Origin of the sequence: Gynuella sunshinyii YC6258 (genome assembly GCF_000940805.1) — a bacterium.
Lineage (GTDB): Bacteria > Pseudomonadota > Gammaproteobacteria > Pseudomonadales > Natronospirillaceae > Gynuella > Gynuella sunshinyii.
On record NZ_CP007142.1, the window covers coordinates 4,489,575 to 4,505,504 of the forward strand.

Here is a 15,930-nt window from a genome sequence, read left to right on the forward strand (position 1 = left end):
CCGATCCCGATGCCCCTTCGCATTATTCTCCGTCGCAGGTACACCTTTCTTATAATCATTCCGTGCCTCGGCCGCACAACCCGCACTCTGACAATAAAACCCACTCGGGTCCGTCGCCGCCAACGGATTGTTCCAGACATATGCATAGCGGTTATAGCTCAATATTTGGCTGGGTGCCTGAACTACCGGATCGGCCTGCAGGAATCGCCCAACAGTAGAATCAGACACTCGGCCCCGCATGTGGATCAGATCCATATCGTATATATGCTCATGGCCCGTAAAGCCCTGTTTGCTGGTAAATCCACTCCACGACAAGACTGTACTGACAACCGAGCCATCATATACTACGATTGGCTTGCCGAACGGTTCGTAACGCAGGTGCTGGGTGATATCACCATCACCGTTAAAAGTCAGTACTGTTGAACCGATATGATTACCAATGCTCAGTTTTGGAGTTATGTGACTCCTATCGTATTAAAACTTCAAAGTGAAGGGGCCTTTTTTGATTAAGTCTGATTGTTACCGTCCAAACTCCCATCGTACTTTTTCCCAGATTATTCATCATAACTTTTGAGAGTATTTTAGTTAGAAAATAGGTCTTAAACCCATGTTCATTGCTCATATGCCTGCGGGTTACTTGGTTTCTAGATTGATCGCGGATAAAACAGCAACAACAGCCAAGGAATCTCGCATCATTCTTGCCTTCGGGCTATTTGCCAGCATCCTGCCTGACCTCGATCTCTTTTATTTTTATCTAGTTGATAATCGACAGACATTGCATCATTCATACTGGACACATATCCCTTTATACTGGTTAGCGCTCTTTCCATTTGCTTACTTCGCAACAAATAAATGGCGAACCCCAAAGCTCACCACTCTTACCATTTTTGCCAATCTATTTGTTCATTTGATGCTTGATACTGTTACTGGAGGTATCCATTGGGGATACCCCATTACCAACAGCTCCTACCACCTGATCACCGTGCCAAGCCAGTATTCACACTGGACTTTAAACTTTGTTTTTCATTGGTCATTTCTGTTTGAGATTCTAATTATCAGCGCTGCAGCTGTAAGACTTAAACAACAGCGCTCGGCCCTCCTGACAGTAAACGACCACCACTAATCTTATTGACGATAGACACAAAAAGTACGCCCCATAGAAAAGCGTAAACAATAAACCACATCGACAACATCCAGCCGTGCGCTTGATCGATACTGATTGAGAAAGAGGCCACTTCAATCATCGCCAGCGATACAGCCTGAACAACCAAAACAATAAGTAAAGTAAAAATATCAGCAGTTCCAACTCTGAATTTTGAGCGAACAATATTAAAAACACTCAAAATAGAAAATAGAATACACCCAATACCAATCATTAAATCTTCGCCGCCACCCTGGCTTACCAAACTACTGACAGGCATCACTTCAGATCGCTCATCAAGATAGAAATACAAACCGCCAAATTTATAAAACAAAAGGCTCAGCAGCGTTTCGGAAAATGCTAAAAAAATAACTATAAATCTGAAATATTTCACATCAACCACCATCACCTTAAGGCATCCGAAATTGCGCTCTGTTGCCCCCATGACCGCCTAGAAATTGGAGAGCCTTGAACGATCGGTAAATCTCTAACCAAAGCAGCTACCCCTGCATTATGCCCATAAGTTGCTTCCTGTAGAGTAACTGGCCGGCCAAGCGCTGTTTGAAAACTAGTAACATTTAGCGCAATTAGAGATATAGCAGACTGATCATTTGCTAGAAGCCCTATTATTTGATTTCTTGTGGTTCCACTCATTGTGGACACATCCACATCCAAAAGACGAGCCGCAGTATTTATATCCATTTCCGCTAAACCGACACTGGCATCATTAGTCCCTGCTGCAATCATTGCCCACGCAGGCCCATTTTTTAAGCTAGCCCAAACACCGTGGTACTTTTCCTGAAATATGATGCTAGCCACATGCTGGGGATCTACTCCCATCGCCCTAGCAGCACTTATAATTGTATCTTTATGCTCACTAATCAAATCAAGAGCAGCCTGCCCCTCTTGTGCAGGAATCTCTACGCCACTTGCTGCAAACTCATCCTGTCCCCACCAAATAGGGTTGTTTAGCGGCTGCGGCTGCTGCCACGGCAAATATGCAGGCTGATAATTACCTGAATTAGAATTCAGATGATTACTTCGGAGCAATTCATTCTTAATCTTCACATGCCGATCCCGATGCCCCTTCGCATTATTCTCCGTCGCAGGTACACCTTTCTTATAATCATTCCGTGCCTCGGCCGCACAACCCGCACTCTGACAATAAAACCCACTCGGGTCCGTCGCCGCCAACGGATTGTTCCAGACATATGCATAGCGGTTATAGCTCAATATTTGGCTGGGTGCCTGAACTACCGGATCGGCCTGCAGGAATCGTCCAACAGTAGAATCATATACTCGGCCCTGCATGTGGATCAGATCCATATCGTATATATGCTCATGGCCCGTAAAGCCCTGTTTGCTGGTAAATCCACTCCACGACAAGACTGTACTGACAACCGAGCCATCATATACTACGATTGGCTTGCCGAACGGTTCGTAACGCAGGTGCTGAGTGATATCACCATCACCGTTAAAAGTCAGCACTGTTGAGCCGATATGATTAGCAATGTTCGATGGGAGTTTGGACAGTAACACTTACCATTAAAACCGTATGACAATAATGACACCAATCTGGTCTTAAATAACCACTGCCAAAAAAAAGCCCCCATAATCAGGGGGCGACATCTTTCAGCCTTCCGTTAACGCTTCAACGGTAGAAGCAACTGCTCCATTTTTAACATTTCCTGTTGAATTCCAGGATCTTCATCCACGAGCGGCAGAAGCACTTTGAAAAAATCCAGAGCGCCTTCGAGGATAAGAGGCAATGCCTTAGTTTTTTCAGTAACTGCAACTTTAGAATCAATTCGAATTTCAACATAGATATCGTTGAGATTTTTAAATATCACTTCAATCGGCTGATCGGGAAAATACCCCATGTAATGTTGGCCATTTAAAACATGTTCTACACCCGAAACCAAAATGAACCATAATTGATCAATATAGTCCCAGTTGCTCTTATCAATCAGGCGGATACCATTAATATCCAGCTCCAAAGCACCTTCAATATAAAACTTGTCTGGTAGCCTGCCAGAAAAGTCTCGTATATGAACAAAGTCATTATCTATTTTTAGATAACTGTTAATAAAATTCATAACTTACATATCGAGACTGTTTACTCATGTACCCATCTATTTTGAATATGGTAAAAATATCATCTCTTAACGGGCGACCAAACTAACTACGTCACTACATTTTGTCTTGCTTGGCGCTGAAAAAGGAACATCCATCAAGTCAGGTCGAGACTACGACAGCTTATAAACCTTTTATGAACTGACATATCATGACAAACAGGGCAGAGAACTGCCCTGAAAAGTCTGAATTACTATAACTCATTCTTCATAGTATTCTGAAAATTTCTCCCACCCTTCATCAATACTATCCCGGACCCACTTTTTGTCATTAGGAATGCCTATATCATCATGACTGAAGGCATACTCAATACAAGGACCCAAAAGTACTTTAGGATTATTTGTATCTGAATGAGCAGTGCCTATTTCAGTAATCCTCTGACAAAAACATGCTGCCTTCAAAGCTTTCACTTTCATCAGTCGATCATCAACAATTTTTGCAGCTTCCTCATAGTTTGAAGCTAAAACGATGAAGTTAGTATCTGCTTCATTTACTCCTTCTTCATCATTCCCCCAACGGGTTACAAAATATATATTCATCAATGTCTCGCTCTGATTATTTCAGCAATTTTCTAAATTGCTCTAGTGATATAGGATGACCATGAATTACATCACCACCCTCAGAATACTCCAACCTCAACCATCTAACCGCCTTCCCATTATATGCTCCTATTTCCTCTGGAAATTCGACTACTTTCCACGGTTTCCCATTGGTTGTAGGTATTCCCTTTTTCCACGCTTCTAACTCAAATTTCTGTATTGCTTCCGTACTTTTAATAAAATACTTAGCTTCACTTTTGGTTGACCTTATGGTCTGTTATTGTTATTTCCCAAGTACCCACCGAACAATAAAGCCTTTTCTAACCAATCTGTGATCGGTCTGGCCGAACGGCAACTGAATCGGGTGTATGGGGAGGTCGAAGCGGTCAAGCTCTTGCGATAACGAACCTGGACCGGTAAGAAAGAATAGCCCCCGGAATTCGGGGCTATTCAAAGATATAACCTAATCTAATCAAACACTCTCGTGAATAAAATCACTAAAGCTCTTCCACTTCACTACTGGCATAGGCTCATCTTCTATGTAATACCATACCTCTGGGTCATCATGACCATCACATATAAAATACATAAATTGATACCCTTGGTGCATTGCAAAAACAAAGGCATTTTCAGGCAATATGTATTCTGAACCTGAGTCCTCAAGTAACTCTTTAGCCCAATCATTTAGCTCATTTAAATATGGCTCATCTATGTCAGTTCCAATAAAGCTATCATTTTTTTGACCTCCTTCAATAAACCATCTTTTATAGGTCTTTGGCAGCATGATCTGATATTTTTTTTCCAGCTTTTCTAGGATTTCCACTTAAAATCCTCCTCTTGCCCACAAGAAAACCCGTGGAAAATCTCCTCTAAACAAGCTTCCTACTCGACCGCATGACGTACAAATAAGACGTTCAGAGCCTAAATGAACAATACCAATAGTAGACGGTTTAAACTTAGCCCCTAAATGTTCATATATCTTCACCTCAGAGTCATACGCCCGAGGAAATTTAACAAAGCCTGTTTGATATCTCCGATTTACGGGCATTCCCAACGTGCCTGGTCTCGATTTTTTACCACTATGGGCAACTACGCTACCAAGACCGCTAGATGTTATATAGTCAGCAAAGGCAATATTTTGGCTTTTCTTAATACCAAAAATTTTCCGGTATTTTGCTATACGTTGTGTGGGGGGGGTTATAAAGTCACAAAACAAGTTTTTCGAGTTTGCTTTGTCACAACCTGCCTTCTTCATTAATTTTTTGCCAAAAAGCTTCGCTACTTTAGCGCCACCAAGACTCATTAATACGGTCATGCCTATTGCTTTTGCTGAGACCTCTTCTTGGCCAGTAGCAAAATTGAAAGCAGAATCAAATGCAGAGTAAGCACCATAAGCTCGCATGCTAAGATTTGCCGCTACATTAATACCTGCCATCATTGATCCCAAACTAAAGTTTCCAGTTGGATCAACGTTCATTGCCGGATCAGCATTGCCATATAGATATTTGTGCAAAGTAATGGGATTGGAGTCGTTCCCTTGATAGGAATCCAATGTGCCGAACCGACCAATATTCTGGTCGTAATACCTCGCCCTTAAATAATACTGCTGTAATGTCCCGTCGAACTGCTCCCCCGTATAAAGGTAGCTGTTTTCAGTATCACCTGTTTGATTCAGCAACTCTCCGAACGCTTCATAGTCGTAGGTATCCGTTATGTCCCCATTGCTGTCACTCAGTGACCGTGTAGAGCCTAACCCGTCTGTATGATAGAACGAGGTACCACCACTCCGGCTCTGACTGATTAAGTCATCCCCATAGGCATAACTGACCTGGGTACTGCCATTGATGATTTCCTGGATCACCTGAGCATACGCCTGGTTGCTGTCTACAACATATTCCGTGGTATTTCCGCTTTCTGTTTTTCGATTGCGGATACCATCAATGTTGTATTGGTAACTGGCTGAGGTTGAGCCGTCATCCTTGTTGACGCTTATGAGTTCATTCTTCGCGTTGTACTGGTAAGTCGTGGTAATGCCGTCTTCACTTTGACTGATGGTGTTCCCATTGTCATCATAGGTATAACTGATACCGCCACTCTGAAGCAGGCGGTCATTATCGTCATACGTATAGGCGGTCTGCACCCCATCCACGGTCTCATACGTCCGGTTACCGACTTTGTCGTACTGATAAGTGGCCGTGTAATCTCCGTTGACGGCGTCCGTGATTGTTTCTCCTGTCAGCCGGTACAACGTGTCATAGCTGTACTCAGTACTCCGTCCATCCAGCTCTTCTATCTTGATCCTGCGCCCAGTTTTATCCAGGGTGTAGCTGTACTGCTCTACCAGGGTGCCATTGCCATTGTAGGTTTTCAGCTCAGTCAAACGGTTCAGGCTGTCATAGCTGTAAACCTGGCTGGTGCCATTGGGATAGCTCAGGCTGGTACGGTTGCCGACGTCGTCATACCCGTACGTGGTCGTGCCATCGTTTGTGGTGATGCTCTCCAGTCGGTTCAGTTGGTCATAACCATAACGGGTGATGTCTGTCAGTCCGTTACGGGTCACGCTGAACCGGGTTTTGTTGCCATTGGCGTCGTATTGATAACTCAGTACCGCACCATTCGGTTGGGTTTCCTGAATCAACCGGCTCTGGCTGTCGTATTGATACTTGGTGGTGCCTTGGCTGTCGGTGGCGCTGGTGCGATTGCCCAATACATCGTAGCTGAAGGTTTCTATCTCATCATCGGCATATTCAATCCGGGTCAGCTGGTTGTTTTCGTCATAGTTGTAGCGGGTTTCCTGACCATTGAAGTCGGTATGCGTGGCCATGTTACCGTTGAGGTCGTAGGTAAAGCGTTCCTGTTGACCCATCGGTAATGTACGACTGGTTATCCGGCCCTGACTGTCATACGTCCAGGTGGTTTCCCGACCCTCGGCATCGGTCTGGCGGGTTTTGTTGCCGGCGTTGTCATAACCGTAGGTCGTCACGTTGCCTTCAGTATCAGTCACGCTGATCAGTGACCCAAGGCATCATAACTGTAGTCTGTTGTGATACCTGCCTGATCGGTATGGCGGGTCCGTCTACCCAACGCATCGTACTCATCGCTTTCACTGGAGCCATCGGCATAGGTGGTTTGGGTGCGCTGATCCAGAGCGTTGTAGTCGTAGCGTGTGGTATGGCCATTGGCGTCGGTCTCACTGACAGGTTGCCGTTGGCGTCGTATGCAAAACTATGGCGGTGATCCAGGGCATTGATCACCGCTGTTCTGCGACCGGCGGCATCGTATTCGTATTGAGTGATGTGACCGAGGGCATCGGTTTCGCTGATGACTCGTCCGACAGCATCGTAGCTGGTGTAGGTACTGCTACCGTCAGCCAGATCGGTCTGGATGACCCGGTTCAGGGCATCATAGTGATAGATGGTCATTTGACCCAGACGATCCGTGGTACTCAGGCGGTTGCCTTCACTATCGTAGGTGTTAGCTTCCCAGGTACCATCGGGGTAACGGGTTTCTGTCACCCGGCCATAGGCGTCGTAATCCATTTCTGTCCGGTGACCCAAGGCATCGATCGTCGCGATCAACTGACCGGCCAGATCGTATTCGTTCTGGCTGACGGAACCATCGGCATAGTGTGTTTCGATCACACGGTTACGGGCATCGTAGACATAGGTTGTGGTATTACCTGCCGCATTGGTTTCCGTGAGTACATTACCGTTGTCATCGTAGGTGTACGTGGTAACTGCTCCTGCGTTACCAGTACTTCCGCCATCCGTGGCGGTCGTAGCAGTGGCCAATATACGGGTTTCGGTGAGTTTGTTGCCATCACTGTCGTAGGTGTATTCGGTCACGTTTTTCAACGCATCAGTGGTTTTGCTGACCAATCCTTTTTTGTTGATGTTGTTACCGGCGATATTCCCTAGTGGATCCGTCACCATCAACAGGTTACCAATGCTGTCGTAGGTATTTTTATAGACATTACCCAAGGCATCGGTGATCTCGGTTTCCTGACCACGGCTGTTGTAGGCATAGGTAATGGTATTACCCAAGGCGTCGGTCTGGGTCAGCTGGTTGTTGTCTGCGTCAAAAGTGGCTTCGGTGACATTACCCAGCGGGTCGGTTTCACTGAGCTGGTTGCCATGTTCATCATAGCGGTATTCCCAGGTTTCACCGGCGGCATCGATGCGGGTGGTGACATTACCCATGTCATCGTAGTAGTAGAACGTGGTGTGGCCGTTGCGGTCAGAAACCACTGACTCACGACCCGCAATATCATGATTGAAATCGATACGCTGACCATCGTTATCTTCCTGGGCAATCAGGCGACCATCATCGTCATAGATGTTCTTGATCAGCGTGCGTCCCAATGGGTCAACCAGATCCAGCAAGCCGTGGCTGCGGTTGTACACATAAGTGGTTTGCGCATCCAATGCATCCTCACTGACGGTCAGGTTGCCACTATTATCGTAGCGATACTCCAACCTGTGACCATTAGGATCTGTGATGCTGGTAATCCGGCCTTTGCTGTCACGATTAAAGGTGATGGCTTTGCCACTGGAATGGAAAATACCGTTGTTGGTATAAGTCAGGGTATTGCCATTGGGGTCGACGACTTTATCGATACCGAAATCCTGATTCAGGTAGTACTCATAGCCCGACTGGGTGGTGAGCTTGTAGCGGTCAGGATCAACGGGGGAGCTGAAATACCCGGTTTCAAGCAACAGGCCACCAGAATAATAAGCACTGCTGTCATCCAGAGCGGTTAAGGTGGATTGGGTATCACCAACAGGATTGAACTTCAGATCAACATTATTGATGACCTGATAGGTACTGCAACTGGGTGACGCGGCCGCTTCAAACCGTTCCACATCACCGGTTGGCAGTGTGATGGTGACCACAGGAGCGCCCTGAGGTTCAACGCAGAAGTCGACAATCAGGTTGAATGGCCCGCGCTTGTATTGATTCACCGACCAGAACTTGCCAATGGTCCGGCTTTCTTCAACTTTGACATCCTGGTAACCCACGCTCCAGCCATAGCCAAAATCCAGATCTTCAAAACGACGGCGGCTATCGTAAGTACGCGTCAGGCGAATCGGAATACCCGCCATCGGAATGTTGAGGTCTTCCAGCGTGATGCTGAAGTTACCGACTTTCAGGTCACCCTCCACACCAATGACAGTACTGTCGCTGGCGGTATGCCCATTCACGTCTTCAGCATACAACACAATATCGTACTGACCATTTATCAGCATGGTCGGATCCAGAGTCGCCACTTTGGCATCGCTGACGTTGCTACTGCCTTCGGCAATGGTCTGCCAGGCCTGCTGTCCTTTCGGAGAAATCATGACCCGGTAGCGATAAAGATTGTCATCGCTGACACTGCCAATCACGTCGGCAGGAGCGCTGATAATGCTGTCGATATCAGGAGCGTTCAGGCTGACCACCGGCGCATTGTTGTCCTGTGGAACCCGAACGCTATAGCTACTGGCTTCCAGAACCGTAGTGGTACCATCTGAAACCTGGACAGAGACACTGTGGATACCGGCATCAGTGGCGGACGTGACGATCTCAGCCTGACCATAGGCATTCAGAGCCACTTCTGTATCATCGACCCATAGCGTACTGCTGGAACTACCCGTGCCACCGGATGTAAAGACGTTAATGACAACGGTATCTCCCGGATTCACTGCTTCCGGGGAAATCAAAATCGTCGCACTGAGCGGTAAGGCTTCAGCGGAAACAGCAATGCTATAGCTTTGCAGCGAACGTCCCTGACCATCATCGGCATAGAGCACAACATCATGGCTGCCGACCTGATCGGTGGTGGGTGTCCATTGCAGCAGACCGCTCACGTCCATGGTCATGCCGTCAGGACCCGTCAGAATCCCATAGGTCAATACATCGCCATCGGCATCGGTGGCAGAGAAGGGGTAGCTGTAGAACTGTTCCACTACTGCTGTGGTCGAGGGATAGCTGGTTATCTCGGGATAGCTGTTATCGGCTGTCGCTTCCACTGCTTCCAGGGTATAGCTTTGGGTAACCATGGCCTGGCCATCGGTCACAGAGAGGCTGATAGCATGGCTACCAACCTGATCGCTGGTTGCGGTCCAGCGCAAAGCACCGGTGTCACTTAAGGTCATGCCATCAGGCGCAGCAAGCAGCGCAAAAGTCAGAGCATCACCATCGGCATCTCTGGCAACCACGTCGTAACCATATTCTTCACCCACCAATGCCGGTGAGGTGGGCTGACTGGCGATGTTGGGCGTAGCATTAGCCTGTACAGCATGGTTAACGGCAATTGCAAACGTCTGGGTTGAGGCCGCTCCGCGGGCATCGGTGGCTTTGATAGCGACTTCGTACACGCTCCCAGCCTGTTTGCTGGATGGGGTCCAGTTGACGACATTGCCATTGAGCATCATGCCATTGGGGGCTTCCAGCAGTTGGAAATGAATGGCATCACCATCCTGGTCGTTCGCTTCAACCGTATAAAGATAGGAAGCGTCCGCATAAGCGGTCAGTTCAGGCAAACTGCTGATCACTGGTGCATGATTGGCACTTTCATTCACAGGCAGTGTCAGTTTTTGAGTAGCCATGCCCCCTTTGCCATCATCGACCTGAATTTCAACAACTACCGACTGCCCCACCAACTCACTGGAAGGTAGCCAGGAGAACAGACCCGTGGAAGAAATGGCCATCCCGGTGCTGGAGCTGCCAAGGGTATAGGTCAGAGCATCACCATCTGGATCATTCGCCTGCACCTGATACTCGAAGTTCTGACCGGCATATACGACACCTGAAGGCACGCTGGTGATAACCGGCGGTTGATTATCAGCATTGGCATCGGTGACATCGATCAGGAAGTACTGTTTACTGGCAGCACCGTGGGTGTCCATGACGGTCACTTCAACACTTTTTACACCTGCTTCCTGGTTGCCTGGAGTCCAGCGAATCTGTCCGGTCTCACCATCAATGGTCATGCCCGGTTGACTGCGACTCAAAAGATAAATCAGTTCATCACCATCAGGATCAGTGGCAATCACGTCATAACCATAAACCTGACCGGTTTTTACTGTGGTCACCGGCTCTGACTCAAACGTCGGTGCGTGATTGTCTGCGGGAGACACGGTCAGAATATGTAACTGTTCCGCCACTTCACCGGACAAATCCGTTGCTCTTATTGTAAAAGTGTAAATGCCATCTGCCAGATCCTTAGCCGTCATAACACCTGAATAACTGCCAATACTCAGGGACTCCGGAGCACCAACCAGACTAAACTGAGCGTCATCGCCGCGATCAGCATCGCTGACTTCAATTTGGAAACGATAATCTTCGCCAACGATGGCCTGACTGCTGGCAGAAGAGACAATCACCGGAGCAGAATTCTTTGCTTCAGCAATTGAAGCCGCAAACACCTGACTATCGTATAGACCGGCTTCATCATAGACGCGAGCATCTATCATCGCTGCGCGGGCGCTATTGTTCTCGGTCAGACATTCAACGACGGTGTCTGGTGAGTGAACATCCACTCGCACGTTATATTGCAGCAGGCTGCCATCAACGGTGAGACTGACAGGCACCTCCTCACCGATTTCCAGGTGATCGATAGTCACCTGCCCCAGTGCTTCATCACCAGTCCAGAAATGTTCATGCACAAAATTAACCGTCACAGGTTCATCGACGGATGCCAAACCACGGTTTTTAACCCAGGCCGTCAACGTCTGAGTGTCTTCATCATAGGCGATGCTGTGAACCGTCAGGTCCGCCAGACCAAGCGCCGGACGATCCGGGAAGGTGTTTAACCGGAAGGTGTTGTGGGTCAACCAGCCGTTAACAGGATGCGCGGGAATGGTCAGATCATCATTGATGTTATCGATATGATACGCATGCTGATTCCAGATGGTTCTGGTGGGAGCCCAGGAATCATTGGCATCTTCAATCATACGAATGCCACGAACACTGCCATATGCATAGTTATTGGATATGAGAATAATTTCAGCATGATTGTCGTGATCCACGTCTGCAATCACCGGCAATTCGTAAGTGGTGCCACTGCCGTTCTCAAGCTGATAAATCACATCACCGGTAAGGCCATCGTATACCCGCAGATAGCGTTCATCCGCATAGACAATCTCTGCCCGTCCGTCCGCATTGAAATCAAACACAGAAGACCCGGTTACGTTGGACGAACGATCTGTGGTCGGCGAACTCCACAGAATATTGCCGGCAGCATCAAATACGGAATAGTAAGCCGCACCGGCAACCCCTATCTCCGGAATGCCGTCACCGGTCAAATCTGCAACCGTTGGCGCACCACCTCGTCCACCACCTGGAAGTGCTTTACTCCAGATAACACTGGCATCCTGGTCATGCAAATAAACAGATCCGTTATAAACACGTACTATTTCCGGATATTCATCATCATCAAAGTTACCAATGGCAGACAAGCCTTCACCACCATTGGCAATTAATTGACCGTCATAACGGTAGATTCCAGCACCAACGATCAGCTCCTGGTATCCGTCCATATTTATATCTACGGCATAAGACAATGGCCCGATACCACTGGTTCCGGAAGGTGCATTCGCGGCTTTCCACAGCAGATTGCCAGAGCTGTCCAAAACCGAATTACCGATGACTATCTCGGTTTCTCCATCACCATCCATGTCCGCAAAAGAAACACCGCCCCATTGAGGAGACAGTTGCGAATTCGCGCGTTTCCACTTCACGTTACCTTCGTGAGAAAACGCCACCAGTCCACCGCCGTACAAGCCAGTCACAATCTCAATGTTGCCATCGTGATCGATATCAGCAGCGGCGGGGGAAGAAACGGCATTCACAGGCGTATCAGCGGTCCAGATATATGAACCATCCTTCGCCCAGATCGCTCTCAGGTATCCGGTACCGTTGTAATTTGACCCGGTGAAGGTCTGAAAAATGATGGCAATATCATCATCGGCATCGACACGGCCATCATTATTTGTGTCGTACAATGGCACGGCAATGGGTGCATGCATGACCTGATTGGACTGAGGATATTTTTCGTTGGTGACCTGATAGTGCCATTTGACCACCGGCAGCAAAGTTCTCTCTATGGTTTCCGGCTCGCCTACACAGAATTGATTGGTATCGGTTCTGCCCTCAACCAATGAAGCAGCAACATTACCCCATTGCAGTAATCCGCTGCTGGCGTCTATATCCAGCCCCCCTGGACCCTGACTGTAGGTATATCGCAATACATCACCTGCATTGGGATCAGTTGCTTCCACATCATAGCGATAACCACTGTCGTCATTTCCGCGAATAACCGCTGTGGAAGTGATTTGAGGCGGTAGATTTGCGTGTACAACGACGGTAAATGTCTGCTCTGTGGATTCACCACGCAGATCGGTTACCTGTACGGTGACCGTGTAAGTTCCTGGCTCAATACCCCCTGGTGCTGAGGTGAACTGGCCGGTATGAGGATCGAGATACAATCCTTCAGGCCCTTGTATCAACGCATAAGAATGGGCGTCTGCGATATCGACATCCGTGCTGGTGATCTGGTAATTGAACGATTGTCCGCTCTGCCATTCTATCGGTGGTTCGCTGGTAATCACGGGTGCCTGATTGACATCATCGACATTCAGGGTATACACCTGGGTATCGAACAACTGGCCCGGGTCCGTCGCACGCACTCTTACCAGCGCGGCGACGGTCTGATTATTGGTAATATCACACTCATCAGCCTCTGCACTGACCGTTAAGGTGACATAAATATCATCCGTCAGCTCAGCGTCGGAGACCGTTATGGATGGTTGCAATGACTGGTTACTGGCAATCTGATCCAGCTGCACACTGCCCAGCAACTCATTGTTTTCGGGAACTCCGTTATAGAAGTTCACCATTACAGGTACGGTTATGTCCGCCAGGCCCCGATTGCGAATCACCGCACTGAGGGTATCCAGACCACCCTCTCCCTCAGTCAACAGAATATGGCCGGCACTGACATCAGGATTCCCCAAATGCTCCAACGCTACCGGCAGATACGACATCACCAGACTGGTGGTCGCCAGACGGGTGGTAAACAGACCACTGTTGGTAATCCAGGTACCATCGGGCTGTTGGGATGACAACAAGTACTCGATATTATCCAGCACGGCTTTATCGGTCAGATCCGGATTCAGATAATTCAACGCCAACCCAACCCAGGCAGAAGGCAGCGGATCACTTACGGTGCCACTGGCTCTCATCCCCCAACCACCATCATCTTCCTGGCGATTACGCAACAACACATCCAGGTCATGCATATCTGCGGCGATGGATATCAAGCGGTCATCATCCGGCGTTAGTTGGCTCAATACCTCATACAGTTCACCGAGCGCAACCAGACGCAATGCATTCGGCAGGTTGGTATCTTCATTCAGATGTGTCCTGCCCAGGATAAATTCTGCGATGCTGTCCAACGCATTGGAATACTGATCCATTACCGTTTGTTGTTCGACAGACAGACTGTCTTGCTCCAACGCGTCCAATATGTATCGACTGGCTCCCAATGCCACCAAAGCTGTCATGGAATCCGCATTGTTTAACCATCCACTACTATGATCATTGGTCCAGTAGATTGAATTGCTGCTGCTCTGTTTACGGCCCCACAAGAAATTCAATGCTTTTGCTCTGGCATCAAAAGTGACCGCTCGATCAGGTACAAAACTCAATGCCCATAATGCAAATGCAGTCTGGTTCTTGGCATATTCCGGATGTGACCGGCGAATGGCCCCATCACTCAACTGGCTGTTTATGATTTCGTTCAACAGATAAGTTGCGACTTCTTCATCAACATCGGCTTTGTCCAGAGAGGACTGCAACCCCAACAATGTTTGGGTCTGAATATGACACCCCAGACAGTTATTGGTTTTATGCCAGTCAACGGCTGCAGGCGCGACAAACAGACTGCCTTGGGCAATCGCTTCTCTGACCCGGTGGAACAGCGGCGCGATATAGGATAACGATGATGTTTCATCACCATCCTCGTAGACTTTCACTGCTCCGGTTGGCACCACATAACACTGATTGTTAAACGTCGGCACTGTCTGGACATAACGGCTTTGCGGCAACCAGCTGATTAATCCGGTCGTACCGTCAATGCTCATACCTGCGGGGGCGAGATCCAGGGAATATGAAATCGGATCTTCATCAGGATCGGTGACTTCCAGTTGATACTTATAAGTGCTTTGCTCTGGTGTGGCGGTGACAGGGGTACTGATAATTACGGGCGGTTCATTGGAAACCGGCAAATCACCTGCAAATGGCACCTGGTTGATCTGCATCGGACCATTCCAGGAGCGGGCAAACAGCTGTCCTTTAATAACACCCGCTGGATTTTCCAGGTGTGCCAGAGGGGCAAGAACGGAACCTTCCACACCAACGGATTGCAACGTCAGCGAAGTTGCCTGATAAAAGTTATAGACCACATGATTACGGACACTTTCCAGGGACTGCAATCCCATATTGGTCATGCCGGTGGCTGCGCCGTCGATATTAAAAACATAGGTTGCATCAGCCGGTGCACAACTCAGATCCACCTTGAAGGTGTTGGCCGCCAGGACCTGGTTGCCATCCAGTTGAAACACCTGAGTGGTGGCATCACAGGCGGCGGTCATGTACAAACCACCCCACTGAAATTTTACTTCGGTATTGGCTTCCAGAGCCGCCAGATCGGCAGAAAGCTGAGTCAATTCTGCTTCCGCTTCGGCAAAATCAATCGGCAAACTCGCTCCTGCTACAATGCTGGCTCCCTCCGCCATGCTGTAACGGACAGACTCTGAAATGTCGTCCGTGCTGCCTGCAGCAAGAATATTGCCATGGTAAGCCTTACCATTACTGAAGTGGATATCTCCACCCGCCACCAGTACAGCATCAGGCGGTGCGGTTTTCACTAACTGTCCAATCGCATAAGACGTTAACGAAATATTTCCGCCGGCGGCGAGCCGGCCTTCGACATCAGATGCAGCGGCGGTAAAGTCACCAAACACCAGTGCGTTATAGGGCTGGGCAACGCCAAAATCTTCAGCAAATGAAGAAAATGCGGTTAATACAGAAGTAAGCAGAATAAGGGGAAGGGTGACGATCTTTGTCATAATGGCG

General features: G+C 48.3%; 9 protein-coding genes and 1 pseudogene. 2 read left to right on the plus strand and 8 right to left on the minus strand.

Going from position 1 to position 15,930, the window contains the following annotated elements; translation table 11 throughout:
• Positions 1 to 159: 159 nt before the first annotated feature.
• A pseudogene (locus YC6258_RS31415) lies at positions 160 to 315 on the minus strand (hypothetical protein); the annotation flags it as partial.
• On the opposite strand from YC6258_RS31415, the gene YC6258_RS31035 reads away from it, so the two are divergent.
• Positions 241 to 423: a hypothetical protein gene (locus tag YC6258_RS31035; protein ID WP_044618271.1), complete on the plus strand. Its 183-nt coding sequence runs from the start codon at positions 241 to 243 to the stop codon at positions 421 to 423. The pseudogene YC6258_RS31415 and the gene YC6258_RS31035 overlap by 75 nt on opposite strands.
• Before the next feature lie 184 nt (positions 424 to 607).
• Positions 608 to 1,123 (plus strand): metal-dependent hydrolase, encoded by a 516-nt coding sequence (locus YC6258_RS29080; protein ID WP_082070799.1) that lies wholly within the window; start codon positions 608 to 610, stop codon positions 1,121 to 1,123.
• Here the strand turns inward: YC6258_RS29080 and YC6258_RS18700 are convergent.
• From YC6258_RS18700 to YC6258_RS27545, 7 genes are all read right to left on the minus strand, one after another.
• Positions 1,077 to 1,550: a hypothetical protein gene (locus YC6258_RS18700; protein WP_144407694.1), complete on the minus strand. Its 474-nt coding sequence runs from the start codon at positions 1,548 to 1,550 to the stop codon at positions 1,077 to 1,079. The two genes, YC6258_RS29080 and YC6258_RS18700, sit on opposite strands and share 47 nt — an antisense overlap.
• A complete protein-coding gene (locus YC6258_RS18705) occupies positions 1,547 to 2,680 on the minus strand; it encodes an RHS repeat domain-containing protein (protein WP_082070800.1) in 1,134 nt (377 codons plus the stop codon). Before YC6258_RS18705 ends, YC6258_RS18700 begins: the two co-directional genes overlap by 4 nt.
• Before the next feature lie 104 nt (positions 2,681 to 2,784).
• A complete protein-coding gene (locus tag YC6258_RS18715; protein WP_044618275.1) occupies positions 2,785 to 3,237 on the minus strand; it encodes a hypothetical protein in 453 nt (150 codons plus the stop codon).
• A gap of 237 nt (positions 3,238 to 3,474) precedes the next feature.
• On the minus strand, positions 3,475 to 3,813 hold the full coding sequence (locus YC6258_RS18720; RefSeq protein ID WP_044618276.1) for a hypothetical protein: 339 nt from the start codon (positions 3,811 to 3,813) through the stop codon (positions 3,475 to 3,477).
• A 472-nt stretch (positions 3,814 to 4,285) separates the two neighbouring features.
• The gene (locus tag YC6258_RS18725; RefSeq protein WP_044618277.1) at positions 4,286 to 4,636 is read right to left on the minus strand and encodes an SMI1/KNR4 family protein; all 351 of its coding nucleotides are present in this window, start codon (positions 4,634 to 4,636) and stop codon (positions 4,286 to 4,288) included.
• The gene (locus tag YC6258_RS18730) at positions 4,637 to 6,817 is read right to left on the minus strand and encodes an RHS repeat-associated core domain-containing protein (protein WP_044618278.1); all 2,181 of its coding nucleotides are present in this window, start codon (positions 6,815 to 6,817) and stop codon (positions 4,637 to 4,639) included.
• Complete coding sequence (locus YC6258_RS27545; RefSeq protein ID WP_169748995.1) at positions 6,810 to 15,923, minus strand: putative Ig domain-containing protein; 9,114 nt, start codon at positions 15,921 to 15,923, stop codon at positions 6,810 to 6,812. The genes YC6258_RS18730 and YC6258_RS27545 overlap by 8 nt, the downstream gene beginning before the upstream one ends.
• Between the last annotated feature and the right edge of the window lie 7 nt (positions 15,924 to 15,930).